Below are 21,285 nucleotides of genomic sequence, written 5' to 3'. Positions count from 1 at the left end.
GAATTTACGCGCCGCGAAAATCCCCGGCATTCAGCCCGAATCGGCTCATTTTGTTGTACAGCCCACCCCGCGATACGTTCAGTTGTTGGGCGGCCAGGCGGATGTTGCCGCGGGTGCTTTTGAGCGCGGCGATGATGGCGTGCATCTCGTGGCTGCTCAGGTCTTGGGCGGGCTGGGGCTCGGAATGGCGCAGCGTGGCTCGCGGCCTGGTTTCCAGGGGTAAGTCGGCCGATTGGATGAGTTCCCCCGTCGCCAGGTTGGTCGCCCGTTCGATGGCGTTTTCCAGCTCCCGCACATTGCCCGGCCAGCCGTGGGCCGAGAGCAAGGCCAAGGCCTCCGGCGAAAAACCCTGCACCGATTTTCGCAACGAGCGCGCGCAACGCGTGAGGAAGTGCCGCGCCAGCAGCGGGATGTCTTCACGGCGCATGCGCAACGGCGGCACGGTCAGGTTCAGCACGTTGAGGCGGTAGTAGAGGTCTTCGCGGAACGCGCCTTCGGCCACGGCCTGGCTGAGGTTGCGGTGGGTGGCGGCGATGATGCGTACGTCCACCTGGCGTGCGCTTTTTGCGCCGACCCGCGCAATTTCACCCTCCTGCAACACCCGCAGCAGGCTGACCTGGGCGTCGAAGGACATGTCACCGATCTCGTCCAGGAAAATGGTGCCGCCATCCGCCAGTTCGAACTTGCCCGCCGAGCCGCCCCGCGCCGAGCCGGTGAACGCGCCTTCGACATGGCCGAACAGTTCACTCTGCACCAGGTCCCGTGGAATCGCGCCGCAGTTGACCGCCACGAACGGGCCGTTGCAGCGCTCGCTGGCGTTATGGATCGCCTGGGCGAACAACTCCTTGCCGGTGCCGCTTTCACCCAGGATCAGGGTGGTGGCGTCACTGCGACTGGCGATGCGCGCCAGGTGCAGCGCGTCCTGGATCGCCCGCGAGGTGCCCTGCAGGGTCTCGAAGGTATACCGCGCCTGGGTGCCGACAAGGCGCCGGGTGATTTCGCGGATGCGCCGGTTCTCGCGCAGCGACACGATCACCCCACCCTGTTCCAGCGGGCACACTGAGACCAGGCAGGCGAGTTGGCTGCGGTCGTGCAGGTGGAAGGTGCAATCGAGGTCACGCACCGGCTCACCCAGCGCATCGCTCAGTTCGCTGCGGCCCAGGCGCTGGAAGGGGCTGCCCACCAACTCCGGCCCGACCTGGAACAACTGCCGGGCATAGCGGTTGAGCGCCTTGATGCAGCCGCGTTCATCCAATACCACCAGGCCTTCGTTAAGCACTTCGAGCACGGTTTGCTGTTCTTCAAGCAGCGCTTGCAGGGCCATCTGGCGTGATACGGCTTCGGCGGCAGCTTGCACGGTGCCCAAGGTGTGGAAGTGGAACCAACCGGGCTCGGCGGTGAGGGTGAGCATGGCCAAGGTCTGGCCCTGGGCATTCTTGATTGGCGCGGCGGCGCAGTGCATGCGGCGCTGGCGCAGGCCAACGGCGAAATTTTCCTCGGCCAGCACATACACCAGGCGGTCTTCGGCCAGGGCCAGGCCGGTGCAGTTGGTGCCTTGTACCGACTCCGACAGGCGGCTGCCCACGGGGGTAATGTCCAGCCCGCAGAAATACAGGGTGGTGCCGTCGGCATCGGTAAGGTTGATATGCCCGCGAGGGTTGTAGGCCAGCAGGCCATGCATGACTTGGGCTGCGGCCGCGATCAGCACGCGGTGGCTGGCCAGGGTGGCAGCCAGGATGTGAGGGTCGACAAAACGGTATTGGCTGTCGGCAGGATCGATACCCGCCTCGACGCTGCGCCGCCATGAATCCCAGATCACCTGGCGCACATCGGCCGGGCGTTCGACCAAATGTTCCTGGCAACCCTGCCACGCTTGCTCCAAGGCATTGATTGGGCCGTCGTTCAGCGCAGCAGGCCCGAGGGCTGTCAGGTAGTCGAGGTCTTGTACGCTGAAGGCCATGCTCATCACGGTTATCCATGTTCATATTTTTGACATGTCAGTATAGACATGTCATCCAAATGAACACATTTTGTTTATTGAATTTCTATAAATCTATAAATATCAGCAACTTACGAATTGGCACAGGCTTTGCTCCTACCCCTTTGCCCATCAGGACCGTCCTGAGGCCAACAATAAGAAGGGGTCACCACATGAGTACACAGAACATCCGCCTGGGCTTGATCGGTGCTGGTCGCATGGGCAGCTTCCACGGCTTGACTGCTGCGCGGCATATCCCCGGCGCCAGCCTGGCCGCCATCGCCGATCCGACCCCGGGTCAAGCCGCTCGCCTGGCAGCAGAGTTGGGCGTGGACAAGGTCTACACCGACCCGCAACAGTTGCTCGACGACCCGGATATCGACGGCGTACTGATCGCCGCTCCTGCCCGCAGCCATGCCGAACTGGTGATCAGCGCCGCCCGCGCCGGCAAAGGGATCTTCTGCGAAAAACCCATGGCCATCACCCTCGATGAGGCCGACCGCGCCATCGCTGCCGCCGCCGATGCCCGCGTGCCGTTGCAGGTCGGCTTCAACCGGCGCTTCGCCAAGAGCTTTCGCACCGCGCACCTTGACGTGCTGGCCGGCCGTATCGGCACCCCACAGCTGCTGCGCTCGCTGACCCGCGACCCGGCGCTGAACAACCCGGCCAACTCGCCGCAATGGGTGATCTTCCTCGAAACCCTGATTCACGACTTCGACACCCTGCGCTACCTCAACCCCGGTGCCGAAGCCGTAGAAGTCCACGTAATGGCCGACGCGCTGATCGCCCCGCAATTCAAAAGCAAAGGCTTCCTCGACACCGCCTTGGTCACGATCCGCTTCGATAACGGTGCGATTGCCACCGCCGAGGCCAACTTCCAGGCGGTGTATGGCTACGATGTGCGCGGCGAAGTCTTCGGCAGCGCCGGCATGCTGACCATGGGTGGCGTACAGGAATCCGACCTGACGCGCTACCTGGCCCAAGGTATCCAGGCCGACACCCAGCGCCTGGACACCGACCTGCTGCGCGACGCCTACGTCGCCGAGCTCAACCACTTTGTCGACTGCCTGCGCACCGGTGCCAAGCCCCTGGCCAGCGGCGAAGACGCGCGTGCGGCCCTGGCGATTGCCCGCGCCTGCATCACCTCGTTCGAACAGGGCAAGGCGGTGGCCGTATGATCCCGTTCAAGCTGGCGATCAGTGCCGAGATGGTGTTCCTCGACCTGCCCTTCGTCGAGCGCGTCAAACGCATTCACGCCCTGGGCTTCAGCGCCGAAATCTGGGATTGGACCCACAAGGACATCGACGCGCTGGTCGCCACGGGCGCCGATTTCACCTCGATGACCGGCTACATCAGCGGCACCCTCACCGATCCCGATGGCATCCGCCAATTGCTCGACAGCGCCCGGGAATCTTTAGGCATCGCCGAACGCCTGAATTGCCCCAGCCTCAACCTGCACGGTACTGGCCTGGGTGAAGGCGGCCTGCCGGTGCAGCCCGTGAGCCAGGCCACCGGGCGCATGTGGCTGAGCGCCTGCAAGACCCTGGAAAAAATCGCCCGCCTGGGTGAAGACGCGGGCCGTGTGTTCCTGCTGGAAAACCTCAACACCGAAGTCGATCACCCCGGCGTTCCGTTCGCCCGCGCCGAGGACACATTGGCGCTGATCGAAGCCGTGGGCAGCCCCCACGTGAAGATGAACCTGGACCTGTACCATGCACAGATCGGCGAAGGAAACCTGATCGAACTGATCCAGCGCGCAGGCCCCGCCATCGGTGAGATCCAGGTGGCCGACGTGCCCGGACGCAAAGAACCCGGCACCGGCGAAATCCACTACCCGGCCATCGCCAGGGCCTTGCATGGCATCGGCTACAGCGGCGTGGTTGGCCTGGAAGGCTGGGCCAGCGGCGACAGCGAGCTGGCCCTGGAGCGTTTCCGTCAAGCGTTCACCCTATAACAATAAAAGGAACACCCTCATGCATCGCTATTCATTGATCGTTGCCACGCTGTTACTGCTGTTCAGCCCATGGTCCTTCGCCGATTACCGAATCGGCGTGAGCATTGCCAGGGTCGACGATAACTTCATGACCTACGTGCGCAACGGCCTGGACAGCGCCGCCAAGCAGCACGGCGTGCAGATCCAGTTCGAAGACGCCCAGGGCGACGTGGTGCGCCAGCTCAACCAGGTCGAAGGCTTCCTTAACCAGAAGGTCGACGCGGTGATCGTACTGCCGGTGGACACCTCCGCCACCGCCAACATGACCCGCGCCGCCGTGGCCGCCAAGACGCCGTTGGTGTACGTCAACCGCCACCCGGATGAACGCACCCTGCCCAAGGGCGTGGTTACGGTCGCCTCCAACGACATTGAGGCCGGGCAATTGCAGATGCGCTTCCTGGCGGAAAAACTCGGTGGCAAGGGCAATGTGGCGATCATCATGGGCGACCTTGCGCAGAACGCCACCCACGACCGCACCGAGGGCGCCAAGCAGGTGCTCAAGGACTTTCCGGGGATCAAGGTGGTGGAGCAACAAAGCGCGGAATGGCAACGTAGCAAAGGCATGGACCTGACCAGCAACTGGTTGCTGGCGGGCACCCAGTTCGATGCCATTGTTGCCAACAACGATGAAATGGCGATTGGCGCGGCCATGGCGTTGCAGCAATCGGGCAAGGCCAAGGGCGAAGTGGCGATTGTCGGTATCGACGGTTTGCCGGACGGTCTGGCGGCGGTCAAGCGCGGGATGCTGGCGGCGTCGGTGTTCCAGGACCCCAAGGCCCAGGCGACAAAGGCGGTGGAGTCGGCGATCAAGATGATCAAGGGCGAGCCGATCGAGTCGGAGGTGTGGGTGCCGTTTGAACTGATCAAGCCTGAGCAGGTGGCGGTGTTCGAACAGCGCTATAAATAAATCAAAGACAAGGAGATCCAGATGTGGGAGGGGCTTGCCCCCTCCCACACTGGGACCTCAATCAGTCGAGGTCGCTTGCGTCATGGCGTTCGGGCAACTGTTCCTCGCCCGACACCCGGTTCACCCGCCGCCCCCGCTGCACCGCCGGCCGCGCATCAATCGCGTCCGCCCAGCGCTGCACATGCGTGTATTCGTGTACCGACAGAAATTGCGCCGCGCCATACAAACGGCCTTTGACCAACCCGCCATACCAAGGCCAGATCGCGATGTCGGCAATGGTGTATTCGTCTCCGGCAATGTATTCGCTGACCGCCAGGCGTTTATCCAGCACGTCCAACTGACGCTTGGCCTCCATGGCGAAGCGGTTGATCGGGTATTCCATCTTGCTCGGCGCATACGCATAGAAATGCCCGAAGCCACCGCCCAGGTAAGGCGCGCTGCCCATCTGCCAGAACAGCCACGACAAACACTCCGCACGGGCCGCCGGATCGGTGGGGAAGAACGCGCCGAATTTCTCGGCCAGGTACTGCAGGATCGCGCCAGACTCGAATACACGAATCGGCGTGGCGCCGCTGTGGTCCATCAAGGCCGGGATCTTGGAGTTCGGGTTGACCCCGACAAAGCCGCTGCCGAACTGGTCGCCGTCGCCGATCTTGATCAGCCAGGCGTCGTATTCCGCACCGCGGTGCCCCAGGGCCAGCAGCTCTTCGAGCAGGATCGTGACCTTCTGCCCATTGGGCGTGGCCAGGGAATACAGCTGCAACGGGTGCTTGCCGATGGGCAATTGTTTGTCGTGGGTAGCACCGGCGATGGGCCGGTTGATGCTGGCGAAGGTGCCGCCGCTTTCGGTGTCCCAGGTCCAGACTTTCGGGGGTACATACTCGGTCATGCTTACGACTCCAGAAGCGTTTGCGATCAACGAAGCGTTTCAGACTAAACCAAAGACGGGTGGTGCGTCACACTCCCCGCCGCAGCGTGCCGGGGCACCTGCACTCGCAGGGCGATCAACAATGCCGCCAACAGCATCAAGCAACCCGCGCCTATAAACACCCCATCGATGCCGGTGGCACTGAACATCGCGCCACCGCCCGCCGCACCCGCCGCGATTGCCGACTGCACCGAAGCGACCACCATGCCACCGGCACTTTCGGCCTGATCCGGCACCGCACGGGCCACCCAGTTGGACCACGCCACCGGCACACCGCCGAAGGCCATGCCCCACAGCGCCAGGAGCAATGCCTGACCCGGCAGTGACGCGGGCAGCATCACCAGGGCCAACGCAGCGACGCCCACCAGGACCGGCATCAACACCAGGGTTCCCCGGGGGTTGCGCACCAGCAACCATCCGGCCAACAGTGTGCCGACAAAATTCGCCGCGCCAAACCCCAGCAGCATCAACGCCAGCCCTTGTGTGCCGACCCCGGTGGTGCTTTCCAGAAACGGGCGAATGTAGGTAAACAGCGCGAAGTGCCCGGTGTGCACCAACACGCAGCCGAACATACCGATGGCAATGCCGGGGCGCAGCAGTACATCCAGCACGGTGCGCAGGCGTGCGGTGCCGCTGGGTGCCAGGCGCGGCAGGGTGAACAGCTGGAACGCCAGGGTCACCGCGCCGACGGCGGCCGCAGCCACAAATGCACTGCGCCAGCCGTACAGGTCACCCAGGTAGCTGCCCAACGGCACCGCGACGACGGTACCCACCGCAATGCCGCTGAAGATGATCGACAGCGCACGGGGAAGCAACGCCGCCGGTACCAGGCGCATCGCCACGGCCGCCGCCATGCTCCAGAAACCGCCGAGGGCAATGCCCAGCAGGATGCGCATCAACAACAGCACCAGGAGGCTGGACGAGAACGCCACCAGCAGGTTGGAGGCAATCATCAGCGTGGAGAACCCCAACAGCACCAGGCGCCGGTCGATGCCGCGCGTCAGGCCAGGCACCAGCAAACCGGCGAACAACGCCACCACCGCCGTGACCGTGACCGCCTGCCCGGCCGACGCTTGCGACACACCCAGGTCCAAGGCCATCGGCGTCAGCAGGCTGGCCGGCAGGTACTCCGCTGTGAGCAGGCCGAACACGCCCATCGCCAGGGAAAACACCGCCATCCACGCGGGTGTGGTCGGTTCGACCCGGTCATCAACAGGGGCATGGGACACACAATCATTCATCACAAGACATCCTCAGGCATTAACGTGACGGCCAGTCTAGGTTCCGCCTTCAGGATGATCTATGATTCAAACCCTTGAGTTCTTGACCGAAACCCCGAATATGCCAGCCGACAATGCGTTCACCCTGTCCTCCGAGCTGATCAACGAACTGCTGCGCAGCATGCGCCTGCGCGGCGTGCAGTACCGGCGCATCCAGGCCGGGCCGGTGTTCGGCATCAGCTTTGCGGCCAAGCCGGGCCATGCGTATTTCCATTTTCTGGCCGCCGGCTGCGCGACCCTGCGCCTGCACGACGGCAGCCTCTTTGAGTTGTCGGCCGGCAATGCGGTGTTTATCGCCCACGGTGGCGCCCACGCGCTGTTATCCAAACCGGATGACCCCGTGCAGGACATCGCCAGCTTCGACGCCGCACCGCTGGGCGATACCGTGTGCGCGGTGAATGCGTCGCCCGACGCTGCCTCCAGCACCCTGCTGTTCAGTGCCTGCATGGAGTTCGAACTCGACAGCATCCAGGGCCTCGGCAACTTGATGCCGGCCTTGATGCTGATCGATGCCGCAGGCCAGCGTTACCCTGGCCTGATGCCGATCCTGGCGGTGATGGAACGCGAAGTCTCCAGCGCCCGCGTCGGTTACGCCGGCATCCTTGCGCGCCTGGCCGATGTGGTGGCGGCGATGATCGTACGGGGCTGGGTCGAGTGCGCCTGCGCCAATGCGTCGGGGCTCGCGGCCGCCTTGCGCGACACCCGCCTGGCCGGTGCCCTGCTCGCCCTGCACCAGCAGCCGGGGCGCGACTGGAGCGTGGCCGAGCTCGCGGCGCACTGTCATACCTCGCGCTCGGTGTTCGCGGATCGTTTCCAGGCGACCCTGGGGGTTCCGCCGTTGCGTTACGTGACCGAACTGCGCATGCGCCTCGCCAGCCAGTGGCTGACCCTGGAGCGACTGCCCATCGAAGAAGTGGCGCACCGCCTCGGCTACACCTCCCAGGCGGCCTTCAGTCGCGCCTACAAACGCATTACCGGGCAACCGCCGGGCGCCAGCCGCCAGGGTTTCAGGAGCGCGGTATGAGCGCAGGGCTTGAAGACATCCTCGTTGCGCCGGGCGGCCGAGTGCCCTTAATCTCTTGAGCTCGTCACCCTGATAGCAATGGAGGCTTCATGAAACTGGTCGGCATGCTGGATTCGCCTTACGTAAGGCGCGTAGCCATTTCCCTGGAGTTGTATGGGATTGAGTTTGTGCACGAGCCATTGTCGGTGTTCAGCACCTACGCGGAATTTGCCGAGATCAACCCGGTGGTCAAGGCCCCGACCCTGGTGCTGGACGATGGCACGGTGTTGATGGATTCGAGCCTGATCCTGGAGTACCTCGAAGCCCTGGCCCCGGCGGACAGCAAACTGCTGCCCCAGCAACCGGTGGCACTTGCCAAGGACTTGCACGTTCTAGGGCTGGCGCTGGCAGCCTGTGAGAAGAGCGTGCAGATCGTCTATGAGCACAACCTGCGCCCGGCGGAGAAACAGCACGCGCCGTGGCTTGAGCGCGTAACCGGCCAGTTGCTCGCGGCCTATGGGTTGCTGGACAAGCAGCTGGGTGACAGCCAATTGCTGACCCAGGCGTCGATTACGGCGGCAGTCGCGTGGTCGTTCAGCCAGTTCACCGTGGCGTCGGTGGTCAAGGCCGATGCGTTCCCGAACCTGCGACGGCATGCCGAGCGTCTGGAGCAGCATCCGGCGTTCAAGCGTTACCCCATCGCCTAAGCACCGCAGTTCACATATGGGAGGGGGCAAGCCTCCTCCCACACTGGCCTGGGTTGCATGAAGGACTGAGTCAGGCTCAGACCCAACCGCCATCCACAATAAAGTTTTGTGCCGAGCACATCGCCGAGGCATCCGAGGCGAGGAACAACGCCATGTTGGCGATGTGTTCCGGCATCACGCTGCCGGGCAGGCACTGGCTGCGGGCGATCAGTTCCTTGGCCGCGTCGTCCACCCACATCGCCAATTGCTTCTCGGTCATGACCCACCCCGGCACCAGCGTGTTGACGCGAATGCGGTGAGGCCCCAGCTCGCGCGCCAAGCCTCGGGTCATGCCGTGGGCGGCCGCCTTGCTGGCGGCGTAGACCGGGTAGCCGGCGGAGGCCATCATCCAGCCGACCGAGCCCAGGTTGATGATCGCGCCGCCACCGGCCGCTTTCATCATCGGCACCACCGCCTTGGCCGCAAAGAAGGCGTGCTTGAGGTTGACCGAGATCAGCTTGTCGAAGGTGTCCGAGTCCACTTCTTCCAGGGTGTGGCGCACGTCATTGGCGGCGTTGTTCACCAGCACGGTGATCGGCCCCAATGAATGCTCGAAACGCTCGATGGCGGCCTTGTAGGCAATCTCATCGGTGATGTCGCAGCACACGAACTCCACGGTATGCCCCGCTGAACTCAGCAACGCCGCCAGGCGTTCGCCCTGGCTTTGTGCACGGTCCACAAAGCCGACCTTGGCACCCTGCGCGGCAAAGGCCCGCACCATGAACTCGCCGATGCCCGAGGCACCGCCAGACACCAGCACGGTTTTGCCTTCAAGGTCGGGATAAACAGCCTGTGCAGTACTCATATAACGGTTGCCTCGATCAATTAGTCTTATTTTATTTTACGAAATCGGCGTTAAAGGCTATAAATTCGCTGTCACACCGACAAAATATCGCTATTAGTAGAACTATTCCACTCAAAACAACAAAAGGAAGTTCGACCATGAAGCACCCTCGATACCTGCTCTCGGGCCTCGCCCTGTCCCTGCTGGTTGCCAGTGGCGGCGCCCAGGCGGCAGGGCTGTCCAGCGAGCACAAAGCCTTCGGCAAGACCAACGACGGTACACCCGTCGAACAGTACATCCTGCGCAACAGCCATGGCATGCAAGCCACGGTCATCACCTACGGCGGCGTGTTGCAGTCGCTCAAAGTGCCGGATAAAAACGGCAAGGTCGACGACGTCGTGCTCGGCTTCGACGACGTGCAGGGCTACCAGGCCGGCACGGCGTTTTTTGGCGCGACCATCGGGCGCTTCGGCAACCGCCTGGCGGGCGGCGCCTTTGAACTCGACGGCAAGCGCTACCAGGTACCGCTCAACGATGGCCCCAACTCGCTGCACGGCGGCGCCCAGGGTTTTGACAAGCAGGTGTGGAAGGCCGAGTCGGTCAAGGACAAGGGCTCGGTCGGCGTGAAGCTGAGCTACCTGTCCAAGGACGGTGAAATGGGTTTCCCCGGCAACCTGAAGACCGAAGTCACCTACCGACTCAACGACAACAACGAACTGCTCATCGACTACACCGCCACCACTGACAAACCCACGGTGCTCAACCTGACCAACCACAGCTACTTCAACCTGGCCGGCGCGGGCAACGGCGACATCCTCAAGCAAGTCGCTACCTTGCATGCCAGCCATTACACGCCGGTGAATGCCACGTTGATCCCGACGGGCGAGCTGGCGCCGGTCAAAGGCACCCCGATGGACTTCCTGAAACCGACGCCGATCGGCCAGCACATCAAAGCCGATCATCCGCAGCTCAAGTTTGCCGAGCCCAAGCAAGGCGGGTTTGACTTCAACTGGGCGCTCGATACCCAGGGCGACGTCAAAAAGCTTGCCGCCGAGGTGCATGACCCTGAGTCGGGCCGGCGTTTGCAGCTGTACACCAGCGAGCCTGGGGTGCAGTTCTATACCAGCAACTTCCTGGATGGCTCGGTGAAGGGTAAAGGCGGCAAGACTTACCTGCACTGGAGCGGGTTTACCTTGGAGACGCAGCATTATCCGGATGCGCCTAACCAGCCGAAGTTTGCTTCAACTCGCCTGAATCCAGGGCAAACCTATACCCAAAACACCGTGTTCAAATTCTCCGCCGATTAAAACTGTGGGAGGGGGCTTGCCCCCGATAGCGGTGGGTCAGTCACTGATTTATCAACTGACCCACCCTCATCGGGGGCAAGCCCCCTCCCACATTAGCCTTCACATGGCGAGGAATCAGCGTTGTTTCATGCGGTCGATGACGACGGCCAGCAGCAGGATCGAGCCGCGAATTACGTACTGGTAAAACGTGTCGATGTTCTTCAGGTTCATCGCGTTTTCGATGATCGCCAAAATCAGCACCCCCGCAATCACATGCCGGATCATGCCGATCCCGCCGCTCAACGACACCCCGCCCAGTACGCATGCCGAGATCACCGTCAGTTCAAAACCCTGGCCGATCATGGGCTGGCCCGAGGTCATGCGCGAGGCGAGGATTACCCCGGCCAGTGCGCCGATCAAGCCGTGGACGGCGAAGATCAGGATCTTGGTGCGGTCAACGTTCACCCCGGCCAATAGCGCCGCTTCCGGGTTGCCGCCGATGGCCATGGTGTTGCGCCCGTAGGTGGTGTAGTTGAGCAGCCAACCGAAAAACACGAAGCACACGATGGTGATCAGGATCGGCACCGGCACGCCGAACAACTGGCCGTTGCCGAACACGAAGAACTGCTCCTGGGACACGCCGACCGCCTTGCCGTCGGCAAAGATGTAGGCCAGGCCGCGCACGATCTGCATGGTCGCCAAGGTGGTGATCAGCGCGTTGACCCGCAGCTTGGCGATGACGATGCCGTTGATCAGCCCGACGATCAGGCCCATCAGCAATGCGGCGCCGATGCCGAGCATCACGCTCTCGGTGTCGCGCATGACGATAGCTGCGACCACACCGGCGCAGGCAATCACCGAGCCCACCGACAAGTCAAAGTGCCCCGACGCCAGGCAGAACAGCATGGTGCAGGCGGCGATGCCGACGGTGGAAATCGCCAGGCCCAGGCCGCGCATGTTCAGCGGCGAGAGGAAGTTGTCGATCAGCAAGGCGCACAGCACAAAGATGCCCACCGCCGCCAACAGCATCGCCCAGTTGTCGAGCAGTGCGCGCATATCGAGGGGTTTGCGTGCGGTTGGCAACGCGTTGTTTTGAGTGGTCATGGTCGTCTCTCAGTTCGTCACGCGGCGCGGCAGGGCCAGCTGCAGCAGGTTGGATTCGGTGGCGTGTTCACGGGTTTGTTCACCGCGCAGGGCGCCTTCGCACAGCACCAGGATGCGATCGGAAATCCCCATCACTTCCATCAGGTCGCTGGACACCACAATCACCGCAATGCCGCTGGCCGCGAGGTTGTGGATGATCTGGTAAATCTCCGACTTGGCGCCAATGTCGATGCCCCGCGTCGGTTCATCCAGCAGCAGCACCTTCATCGGCATCGACAGCCAGCGGCCCAGAATGGCCTTCTGCTGATTGCCGCCGGACAGGTACATGATTTTCTGTTGCGCGTCCGGCGTCTTGACTTTCATCGCCTTGATTTGCTGGTCGGCGTTGCCCTTTTCCCAGGTCTCGCGCAGCAACCAGCCAAACGAGGAATGGGCGCCACGGGCGCTGATGTTGATGTTCTCGGCGACGCTGGAAAGCGGAATGATGCCCTCCTTCTTGCGGTCCTCGGGACACAGCAGAACACCGGCGGCGATGGCGTCGCGCGGGGAGCGCAATTGCAACGCCTCCCCACACAATTCAAGGCTGCCGGCACTTGAACGCTCCAGGCCGCTGAGCAAGCGGAACAGCTCCGTGCGCCCTGCCCCGACCAAGCCGAACAGGCCGAGAATTTCGCCTTTGCGCACGTCAAAACTGATCGGTTCACGCAGGCCGGGGCCGAGCAAACCATCGACCTTGAGCGCGACCTCGCCCTGCTCACGCGGGCGGTAGTCGTAGATGTCCTGAATGTCGCGGCCGACCATGCAGGTCACCAACTGGTCGTGAGTCAACGCGCTCATGTCGTCAAAGGTGCGCACGTAACGGCCGTCCTTGAACACCGTCACCGCGTTGCAAATGCGGAACACTTCTTCCATGCGGTGCGACACGTAGAGCACCACTTTGCCCTCATCGCGCAGGCGCGTGATGATCGCCATCAAGCGGTCGATCTCCCGCGCCGACAGGCTGCTGGTGGGTTCATCGAAGGCAATCACATGGGCGCCACGGGACAACGCCTTGGCGATTTCCACCAGTTGGCGTTGGCCCAGGGACAGCCGCCCGAGCTTTTCTTCAGGATCGATTTCATCCGCCAGGCCTTTGAGGCAAGCCAGGGCCTGCTTGCGCAGCAGGCCCCGATTGACCACGCCGAAGCGCGACGGCAGATGGCCGAGGAACAGGTTCTCGGCGACGCTCATTTCCGGCACCAGGTGCAGCTCCTGATGGATCACCGCGACACCGCTGGCGATGCTGTCCGCCGCGCATTTGAACGCCATGGTCTGCTCGCCGATTTGCACGGTGCCGGTGCTTGGGATGTAAGCGCCGCCGAGAATTTTCAGCAGCGTCGACTTACCCGCGCCGTTCTCGCCCATCAACGCATGCACCTGCCCCGGCTGGGCGCTGAAGCTGATGCCGTCCAGCGCCTTGACCCCGGGAAAGGTCTTGCCGATCCCCTCGAACCGCAGGGCCGCCGTACTCATTTCCACAGCCCGATCTTGGTCAGTTCTTCCTGGAAGTTGGCGCGGGTGATCAGGGTCACTTCATCCATCGCGGTGTACTTCGGTGGCTCGGTACCTTTGGTGACCCACTCGTACATCATCCGCGCGGTGTTGTAGCCCTCGATATGCGGGCTTGGCAGCATCGAGCCGAAGAAGCCGCTGTCGGCCTTTTTCAGTTCGCCGATGGCGTCGGTGCCATTGATGCCGATGCCGATCACGTTGGCCGCCTTGAAGCCGGCGCTTTCCGTGGCGCGCACGCCGCCGAGCACGGTGTTGTCGTTCATGCCGCCGATGATCAGGTTTTTCGCGCCGCTGGGCAGCTTGACCAGCGCCGAGTTGGTGGCGTCCATGCTGCCGGGCACGTCGAGGGTTTTCAGCGCGGCGGTGAGGATACGGTCTTTCGGGATGCCGGCTTCTTCGAGGGATTTGATCGAGCCGTCGGTGCGTTTTTTGCCGGTGTCGAGTTCATTGAAGGTGTTGATCACCGCGTAGGTGTCTTTCCAGTCCCAGCCACGTTTTTTCGCTTCGGCGGCCATGGCGGCGCCCTGTTTCTGGCCCACTTCAAACGCGGCCATGCCCAGGTACGGCACGTCCTCCATGAAATTGCCCTTGGCGTCGACAAAGCGGTCATCCACGGCCATGACTTTCAAGCCATTGAGCTTGGCCTTGGCCACGATGGCCGGGCCAAGCGACACGTCCGGCGGGCAGATCACAAAGCCCTTGGCGCCGTTGGCGGCCAGGCTGTCGATGGCAGAGAGGGTTTTTTCGCCATCGGGCACGGCGATCTTGATCACGGTAAAACCGTGGTCCTTACCGGCTTTTTCGGCGAAGGCCCATTCGGTCTGGAACCAGGGTTCTTCGGCTTGTTTGACCAGGAAGCCGATCTTTACTTCTTCGGCTGAGGCGATGCTGCTGAGGCTGCTTAACGCAACGGCGGCGGCAAGGACGCGTAGGACTTTTTTCATGAACGACACCTCTTGTTGTTGTTTTTGAGTCTTGGGGTTTAACCGGCAAAGCGATGGCAAGGTTTGCCAGGAATATCCACTTCAATAGCCAGCACCGCACCGTCCAGGGGGTGATCCAATGGACTGGCGGCACTGGTGATGTACAGCGTGGTGAGATCGGGCCCACCGAATACGCAACTGGTGGGCCGGCTGACGGGCAGTTCGATGATGCGATCCACCTCGCCATCGGGCGTCAGACGCAACAGACAACTGCCGTCCCAACGGGCATTCCAGACATAGCCTTCGGCATCCATCGCCGAGCCATCCGGACCGCCCCGTGTGTGCGGGCCGAACCAGACCTGTGCCGGTTCGAGTTGGCCGTCGGGCTGGATCGCATAGTGGTACAACGTTCCATCCATGCTGTCGCCAAAGTGCACCCGGCTGCCCTCCTCGTTCCAGAGCAAGGTGTTGGGAATGCCCAGGCCGCTCAGCAACGGCGTGACCTGCCCATCGGCGTCGATGCGATACAGGCCACCGGAACGCCGTGTGATCGGCAGGTCTTCGCCGTGTTCGCCGATGTTGTTCTGCATGGTGCCCAGCCACAGCCGCCCCTGGGCATCGCAGCGCGCTTCATTGCCACGGTTGCCCGGTTGCGGGTCGGCCACGCACAGCAGGGTCAGGGCTTCGGTGACCAGGTCCAGGCGGTAGACGCCGCTGCTCAAGGTCACCAGGGCGTCGCCGCTTTCACACGGGATAAAGGCCGAGACGTGCTCGGGCAATTGCCAGACCTGCAACCGCCCGTCCATCAGGCGCAACGCCTGTTTGCCGGCGATATTGACCCAATACAGCGCCTGGGTGGGCGCGTCCCAGAACGGGCCTTCGCCCAATTGCGCACGGTGTGCAGTGACGGCCTTACACGACATGAAACCTCCGGGTTCCTTACAGCGAATCGCGCGATGGCGTGCCATCCACCAGGCGCTGGATACGCAACGGGTTAGCGTTTTTCAACGCATCGGGCAGCAGGCTATCAGGGTAGTTCTGGAAGCACACCGGACGCAGGAAACGATCGATGGCCAAGGTGCCGACCGAGGTGCCACGGGCATCGGACGTGGCCGGGTACGGGCCGCCATGCACCATCGAATCGCAGACTTCCACGCCGGTCGGGTAGCCGTTGAGCAGGATGCGCCCGACTTTCTGTTCCAGCAGCGGCGTGAGTTCGGCGAACTGCTGAAAGTCCGCCGGCTCGCCAATGATCGTGGCGGTGAGTTGACCATGCAGGCCATGCAGCGCGGCGCTGAGTTGGGCCTGGTCCGCCACTTCGATAAACACCGTGGTGGGGCCGAAAACTTCTTCTTGCAGCACGTCATCGCCATCGAGCAACAGGCGCACATCGGCCTTGAACAGCTGCGGTTGCGCCTGATTGCCCGCCTGGGTGCTGCCTGCCAGATGTTGAATGCCAGGGTGCGAGAGGAGTTTTTCCAGGCCCTTGCCGTAGCTGCTCAAGGTACCGGCGTTGAGCATGGTTTGCGCCGGTTGCTCGCCGATCAAGTGCGCCACCTGCTGGGTGAACGCAGTGAATGCCGGCGAGGCAATGCCGATCACCAGGCCAGGGTTGGTGCAGAACTGGCCACAGCCCTGCACCACCGACGCGGTGAGGTCACGGGCAACGGTCTCGGCCCGCGCCTGCAAGGCCTGGGGCAACACGATCACCGGGTTGATGCTCGACATCTCGGCAAACACCGGGATCGGTTGCGGGCGCGCCGCCGCCATATCGCAGAGGGCGCGGCCACCTTTGAGGGAACCGGTGAACCCCACGGCCTGGATCGCCGGGTGCTTGACCAGCGCTTCGCCGACGCCGCCGCCAAAGATCATGTTGAACACACCGGCCGGCATCTCGGTCGCTTCAGCGGCGCGGATGATTGCATTGGCGACCTGTTCAGCCGTCGCCATATGCCCGCTGTGCGCCTTGAACACCACCGGGCAACCGGCGGCCAGCGCGGCGGCGGTATCGCCGCCTGCCGTGGAGAATGCCAGAGGGAAATTGCTCGCGCCAAACACCGCCACCGGGCCGAGGCCGATGCGGTATTGACGCAGGTCCGGACGCGGCAGTGGTTGGCGATCCGGCAGGGCTTTGTCGATGCGCGCACCGTAGAAGTCGCCGCGACGCAACACGGTTGCGAACAGGCGCATCTGGCCGCTGGTACGTCCGCGCTCGCCCTTGATGCGGGCCGCTGGCAAGGCGGTTTCACGGCAGACCAGCTCAACGAAGTTATCGCTCAGCGCATCCAGCTCGTCAGCGATCGCATCCAGAAATTGTGCACGACGTGCGGCGCTCAATGCACGGTACGCCGGGTAAGCCTGCGCGGCGGCCTGAGCGGCGGCGTCGACTTCCTGCGCGGTGGCCTGGTAGAACGCCTGGGGCAAGGCTTCGCCGGTGCTGGCGTCGACGCTTTGCAGCGTAACGCTGCCGTTGGCGCTACGCTGGCCGCCGATGAAGTTGTGGCCGAGAAACTGGGTCATGTTGCGCTCCTTAAAGGGTGATGACATTGCCGGGTTCGAACACCGCATCGACGCTGCCGACACTGTTGATCAACGGCGCGCCGAACTCAGCCTGGCTGATCTCGAACACATCCCCCGGTTGGGTACGTATACCGTCGGCGAATGACAAGGTGGCGGTGCCGAAGAAGTGAATGTGCACGTCGCCCGGCTTGAGGAACTGGCTGTACTTGAAGTGGTGGTATTCGAGGTTTTCCAGGCTGTGGCACATATTGGCCTCGCCACTGAGGAATTCGTTCCGCCAGATTTCCTCACCGTTACGCAGGATGCGGCTGGTGCCGGCCAGGTGCTGGGGCAGTTCGCCGACGCGCAGCTCCGGACCGTAGCTGCAACTGCGCAGTTTGGAATGGGCCAGATACAGGTAGTTCTTGCGCTCCATTACGTGGTCGGAGAACTCATTGCCCACCGCGAAGCCCAGGCGATAGGGCTTGCCGTCGTGGCCGATCACGTAGAGGCCGCCGATTTCCGGCTCCTCACCGGCATCTTCGGCAAATGGCGGCACCGGGAAGGCCTGGCCTGGGCGCACCACGATGCTACCGTCGCCTTTGTAGAACCATTCAGGCTGCACACCCGCCTGGCCGGCGGCGGGTTTGCCGCCCTCCACGCCCCATTTGAAGATGCGCATGGTGTCGGTCAAGGCGCTGTCGTCACCGCCCTGGTGCATTTTGTCCCGCGCCGCGGCGCTGCCCAGGTGGGTCAGGCCGGTGCCACTGATCAGCATGTGGGCCGGATCGGGGTGGTCCAGGGGCGGCAGGATTTTTTGTTCGGCCAGCAAGGCTGCGTAGTCGTGGCTGTCGCCCAGGCCGAGGCTGTCGACCTGCTGCTGCAGCTTGACGCCCGCTTCGATGGCGGCCAGCGCCAGTTCGCGCACGCTGTGGGCGCTGCGCACTTCACGCAGTTGCTTGCCTTCCACCACGCCAACGCGGCGCTCGCCATTATTGAGTTCGAACTGCACTAAACGCATGAAGGTTCTCCTAGATTAAGTACGTGTGGCGCCACGGGCGCTGGCGGCGAACTGGTCGGCGGGCAGCACATGCTTGCGCTCCAGCAGGCGATAGACCACGCCGGTCAGCAGCAGCCCGAACAGCATCACCCCGGACAGGAAGTACAAGCCCGAGGCCAGGTTGCCGGTGTATTCCTTGAGTGCGCCGATCACGAACGGGCCGATATAGCCGCCGAGGTTGCCCACCGAGTTGATCAACGCGATGCCAGCCGCCGCACTGGCGCCGGCGAAGAAGCGCCCCGGCAAGGTCCAGAACACCGCCGTGCACGAGAACATCGCAAATGCCGCCAGGCACAGCGCCGCCATTTGCAGCACCGGCACACTCAGCCAGGCGCTGCAGAACAGGCCGATGGCGCCCAGCACATACAGCACGGCGAGGTGGCCGTAACGGTCATTCAAGCGGTCGGAACTGCGCGGGATGATCAGCAGGCCAATGATGCCGAAGATGTACGGCACGGCCGAGATGAAGCCGGTGGTGAGGTCGCTGCCGCCGAACTGTTTGATCAGCGTCGGCAGCCACAGGCCCAGGCCGTAGATGCTCAGGGTCACCGGCAGGTAGAACAGCGCCAGCAGCAACACGCGTTTGTCCTTGAGCGCATGCAAGGGGTTGCCATGGCGGGTCTGGCCGTAGGCTTGCCGGTCTTTGTTGAGTTCGTCGGTCAACCAGGTTTTTTCGGCGTCGGTCATCCACTTGACCTGCCTGGGACCATCCGGCAGGTAACGCAGCACCGGCCAGGTCAGCAGGATCGCCGGGGTGCCGATCACGATAAACAGCCACTGCCAGCCGTGCAGGCCGAGGATGCCGTCCATGCCCAGCAAGCCGCCGGACACCGGGCCGGTGATCATCATCGCGATGGGTTGGGACAGGATGAACAGCCCGAGGATCTTGCCGCGATGGCGCACCGGGAACCACTGGGTGATGTAGTACAGCACGCCTGGGAAGAACCCGGCTTCGGCCGCACCGAGCAGAAAGCGCATCACATAGAAGCTGTGCGGCCCCTGCACGAACGCCATGCCAATGGTGATGGCGCCCCAGGTGATCATGATCCGCGCGAACCAGCGCCGGGCGCCGAAGCGGTCGAGCATCAGGTTGCTGGGGATCTCGAACAGGAAGTAGCCGATGAAGAACAACCCCGCGCCCAGGCCATAGGCTGCATCACCGATACCGACGTCGGCGCCCATGTGCAACTTGGCAAAGCCCACGGCGGAGCGGTCCACGTAGGCAATCAGGTAGAGCAGGATCAGGAAGGGAATCAGTTTCAGCGTGATGCGCCGGATAAGCCGCAATTCCTCGCTCATGGGGTCGATCTCCGATTGTTGTTCTTATAGGAATCGGGGATGCCTCTCGCGGAACATCCGCCAGGGTCATACCTCAGTTAAGCCAGACTATATAGTAGGACTATTTGCAAAACAACTCTTCCAAAGCGAACATTTTGCGCTTATGTTTAGCCGCAGAGAGAACATATAGTCATACAATAAGAGAATCGATCATGTCTGATAAAAAGCCCGGCCTACGCTCCGCCCAGTGGTTTGGTACCGCCGACAAGAACGGCTTCATGTACCGCAGCTGGATGAAGAACCAGGGCATTGCCGACCATCAGTTCCATGGCAAGCCGATCATCGGTATCTGCAACACCTGGTCGGAGCTGACCCCGTGCAACGCGCACTTTCGCCAGATCGCCGAGCACGTCAAACGCGGCGTGATCGAGGCCGGCGGCTTCCCGGTGGAGTTCCCGGTGTTCTCCAACGGCGAATCCAACCTGCGCCCCACTGCCATGCTGACGCGCAACCTGGCGAGCATGGACGTGGAGGAAGCCATTCGCGGCAACCCCATCGACGGCGTGGTGCTGCTGACCGGCTGCGACAAGACCACCCCCGCCCTGCTGATGGGCGCCGCCAGTTGCGACGTGCCGGCCATCGTGGTCACCGGCGGGCCGATGCTCAATGGCAAGCACAAGGGCCAGGACATAGGCTCGGGCACCGTGGTGTGGCAGCTCAGTGAACAAGTGAAGGCCGGCACCATTACCCTGGATGATTTCCTTGCGGCCGAGGGCGGCATGTCGCGTTCGGCGGGCACCTGCAACACCATGGGCACCGCGTCGACCATGGCCTGCATGGCCGAGGCATTGGGTACCTCGCTACCGCACAACGCGGCGATTCCGGCGGTGGATGCGCGGCGTTATGTGCTGGCGCATATGTCCGGCATGCGCGCCGTAGAGATGGTGCGCGAAGACTTGAAGCTGTCGAAGATCCTCACTAAAGAAGCCTTTGAAAACGCGATCCGCGTGAACGCCGCCATCGGCGGCTCGACCAACGCCGTGATCCACCTCAAAGCCATCGCCGGGCGCATCGGCGTCGAGCTCGATCTGGACGACTGGACCCGCATCGGCCGTGGCATGCCGACCATCGTCGACCTGCAGCCGTCGGGCCGCTTCCTGATGGAAGAGTTCTACTATGCCGGTGGCCTGCCCGCCGTACTGCGTCGCCTGGGCGAAGCCAACCTGATCCCGCACCCGAACGCGTTGACCGTCAACGGCAAGTCGCTCGGCGAAAACACCAAGGACTCGCCGATCTACGGCCAGGACGAAGTGATCCGCACACTGGACAACCCGATCCGCGCCGACGGCGGCATCTGCGTGCTGCGCGGCAACCTGGCGCCATTGGGGGCGGTACTCAAGCCATCGGCCGCCAGCCCGGAGCTGATGCAGCATCGCGGCCGTGCGGTGGTGTTCGAGAACTTCGACATGTACAAGGCGCGCATCAACGACCCCGAGCTGGATGTGGACGCCAACTCGATCCTGGTCATGAAAAACTGCGGTCCCAAGGGTTATCCGGGCATGGCCGAAGTCGGCAACATGGGCTTGCCGGCCAAGCTGCTGGCCCAGGGTGTGACCGATATGGTGCGTATTTCCGATGCGCGCATGAGCGGCACGGCGTATGGCACGGTGGTGTTGCACGTCGCGCCGGAAGCGGCCGCGGGCGGGCCGTTGGCCACGGTGAAGGAAGGTGACTGGATCGAACTGGACTGCGCCAACGGCCGTTTGCACCTGGACATCCCCGACGCAGAGCTGGCGGCGCGCATGGCCGACCTCAAGCCACCGCAAAACCTGATCGTCGGCGGCTACCGCCAGCTGTACATCGACCATGTGTTGCAGGCGGACCAGGGCTGCGACTTTGACTTTCTGGTGGGTTGCCGTGGGGCGGAAGTCCCCCGTCATTCCCACTAATTGGGATGCTATGATG

General features: G+C 63.0%; 18 protein-coding genes. 7 read left to right on the top strand and 11 right to left on the bottom strand.

Features of this window, described 5'->3' with window-relative positions:
* Positions 1 to 4 precede the first annotated feature (4 nt).
* The gene (locus tag AB3G88_RS10760; protein WP_250926412.1) at positions 5 to 1,966 is read right to left on the bottom strand and encodes a sigma-54 interaction domain-containing protein; all 1,962 of its coding nucleotides are present in this window, start codon (positions 1,964 to 1,966) and stop codon (positions 5 to 7) included.
* 185 nt (positions 1,967 to 2,151) lie between these two features.
* On the opposite strand from AB3G88_RS10760, the gene AB3G88_RS10755 reads away from it, so the two are divergent.
* The 3 genes from AB3G88_RS10755 to AB3G88_RS10745 are packed head-to-tail and all read left to right on the top strand — an operon-like array spanning position 2,152 to position 4,878.
* Positions 2,152 to 3,156 carry a Gfo/Idh/MocA family oxidoreductase gene (locus AB3G88_RS10755; protein WP_480453957.1) on the top strand — a complete coding sequence of 335 codons (1,005 nt, stop codon included), beginning with the start codon at positions 2,152 to 2,154 and terminating at the stop codon, positions 3,154 to 3,156.
* Positions 3,153 to 3,932 carry a TIM barrel protein gene (locus tag AB3G88_RS10750; protein ID WP_112194782.1) on the top strand — a complete coding sequence of 260 codons (780 nt, stop codon included), beginning with the start codon at positions 3,153 to 3,155 and terminating at the stop codon, positions 3,930 to 3,932. The genes AB3G88_RS10755 and AB3G88_RS10750 overlap by 4 nt, the downstream gene beginning before the upstream one ends.
* Positions 3,933 to 3,951: 19 nt before the next feature.
* Positions 3,952 to 4,878, top strand: coding sequence for a sugar ABC transporter substrate-binding protein (locus tag AB3G88_RS10745; protein WP_099586407.1), 927 nt, complete (start codon positions 3,952 to 3,954; stop codon positions 4,876 to 4,878).
* Between the two features lie 61 nt (positions 4,879 to 4,939).
* Here AB3G88_RS10745 and yghU read toward each other — a convergent pair whose 3' ends face one another.
* Positions 4,940 to 5,767: a glutathione-dependent disulfide-bond oxidoreductase gene (yghU, locus tag AB3G88_RS10740; protein WP_480453956.1), complete on the bottom strand. Its 828-nt coding sequence runs from the start codon at positions 5,765 to 5,767 to the stop codon at positions 4,940 to 4,942.
* A 44-nt stretch (positions 5,768 to 5,811) separates the two neighbouring features.
* Positions 5,812 to 7,047 (bottom strand): MFS transporter, encoded by a 1,236-nt coding sequence (locus AB3G88_RS10735; protein WP_480453954.1) that lies wholly within the window; start codon positions 7,045 to 7,047, stop codon positions 5,812 to 5,814.
* A gap of 100 nt (positions 7,048 to 7,147) precedes the next feature.
* On the opposite strand from AB3G88_RS10735, the gene AB3G88_RS10730 reads away from it, so the two are divergent.
* Together AB3G88_RS10730 and AB3G88_RS10725 are read left to right on the top strand one after the other, a co-directional pair.
* On the top strand, positions 7,148 to 8,110 hold the full coding sequence (locus AB3G88_RS10730) for an AraC family transcriptional regulator (RefSeq protein WP_099586435.1): 963 nt from the start codon (positions 7,148 to 7,150) through the stop codon (positions 8,108 to 8,110).
* Between the two features lie 89 nt (positions 8,111 to 8,199).
* Complete coding sequence (locus AB3G88_RS10725; protein ID WP_158878785.1) at positions 8,200 to 8,796, top strand: glutathione S-transferase family protein; 597 nt, start codon at positions 8,200 to 8,202, stop codon at positions 8,794 to 8,796.
* Between the two features lie 76 nt (positions 8,797 to 8,872).
* On the opposite strand, the gene AB3G88_RS10720 is transcribed toward AB3G88_RS10725, so the two are convergent.
* Positions 8,873 to 9,640 carry an SDR family NAD(P)-dependent oxidoreductase gene (locus AB3G88_RS10720; protein WP_112194774.1) on the bottom strand — a complete coding sequence of 256 codons (768 nt, stop codon included), beginning with the start codon at positions 9,638 to 9,640 and terminating at the stop codon, positions 8,873 to 8,875.
* 137 nt (positions 9,641 to 9,777) lie between these two features.
* Between AB3G88_RS10720 and AB3G88_RS10715 the strand changes: the two genes are divergently transcribed.
* The gene (locus tag AB3G88_RS10715) at positions 9,778 to 10,926 is read left to right on the top strand and encodes an aldose epimerase family protein (RefSeq protein ID WP_480453951.1); all 1,149 of its coding nucleotides are present in this window, start codon (positions 9,778 to 9,780) and stop codon (positions 10,924 to 10,926) included.
* 114 nt (positions 10,927 to 11,040) lie between these two features.
* Here AB3G88_RS10715 and araH read toward each other — a convergent pair whose 3' ends face one another.
* Genes araH through AB3G88_RS10680 form a run of 7 tightly spaced genes read right to left on the bottom strand, consistent with a single transcriptional unit; the run spans position 11,041 to position 19,341 of the window.
* Positions 11,041 to 12,009 carry an L-arabinose ABC transporter permease AraH gene (gene araH / locus AB3G88_RS10710; protein WP_112194770.1) on the bottom strand — a complete coding sequence of 323 codons (969 nt, stop codon included), beginning with the start codon at positions 12,007 to 12,009 and terminating at the stop codon, positions 11,041 to 11,043.
* Between the two features lie 9 nt (positions 12,010 to 12,018).
* Positions 12,019 to 13,521 (bottom strand): L-arabinose ABC transporter ATP-binding protein AraG, encoded by a 1,503-nt coding sequence (araG, locus tag AB3G88_RS10705; protein ID WP_480453949.1) that lies wholly within the window; start codon positions 13,519 to 13,521, stop codon positions 12,019 to 12,021.
* Positions 13,518 to 14,504 carry a substrate-binding domain-containing protein gene (locus AB3G88_RS10700; protein ID WP_480453947.1) on the bottom strand — a complete coding sequence of 329 codons (987 nt, stop codon included), beginning with the start codon at positions 14,502 to 14,504 and terminating at the stop codon, positions 13,518 to 13,520. The genes araG and AB3G88_RS10700 overlap by 4 nt, the downstream gene beginning before the upstream one ends.
* Positions 14,505 to 14,542: 38 nt before the next feature.
* The gene (locus tag AB3G88_RS10695; protein WP_480453945.1) at positions 14,543 to 15,406 is read right to left on the bottom strand and encodes an SMP-30/gluconolactonase/LRE family protein; all 864 of its coding nucleotides are present in this window, start codon (positions 15,404 to 15,406) and stop codon (positions 14,543 to 14,545) included.
* 16 nt (positions 15,407 to 15,422) lie between these two features.
* Complete coding sequence (locus AB3G88_RS10690) at positions 15,423 to 17,003, bottom strand: aldehyde dehydrogenase (NADP(+)) (RefSeq protein WP_112194762.1); 1,581 nt, start codon at positions 17,001 to 17,003, stop codon at positions 15,423 to 15,425.
* Positions 17,004 to 17,013: 10 nt separating this feature from the next.
* Positions 17,014 to 18,003, bottom strand: a complete 990-nt coding sequence (gene araD1 / locus AB3G88_RS10685) for an AraD1 family protein (RefSeq protein ID WP_099584591.1) — start codon at positions 18,001 to 18,003, stop codon at positions 17,014 to 17,016.
* Between the two features lie 15 nt (positions 18,004 to 18,018).
* Complete coding sequence (locus AB3G88_RS10680) at positions 18,019 to 19,341, bottom strand: MFS transporter (protein WP_480453943.1); 1,323 nt, start codon at positions 19,339 to 19,341, stop codon at positions 18,019 to 18,021.
* A gap of 191 nt (positions 19,342 to 19,532) precedes the next feature.
* Here AB3G88_RS10680 and AB3G88_RS10675 point away from each other — a divergent pair, with 191 nt between their 5' ends.
* Entirely contained in the window at positions 19,533 to 21,269 is a 1,737-nt protein-coding gene (locus AB3G88_RS10675; RefSeq protein WP_191959873.1) for an IlvD/Edd family dehydratase, read from the top strand.
* The last annotated feature ends 16 nt before the right edge of the window (positions 21,270 to 21,285 follow it).

The sequence above is a fragment of the Pseudomonas arvensis genome, from assembly GCF_056688935.1.
This window is presented reverse-complemented; position numbering and strand designations above follow the sequence as displayed.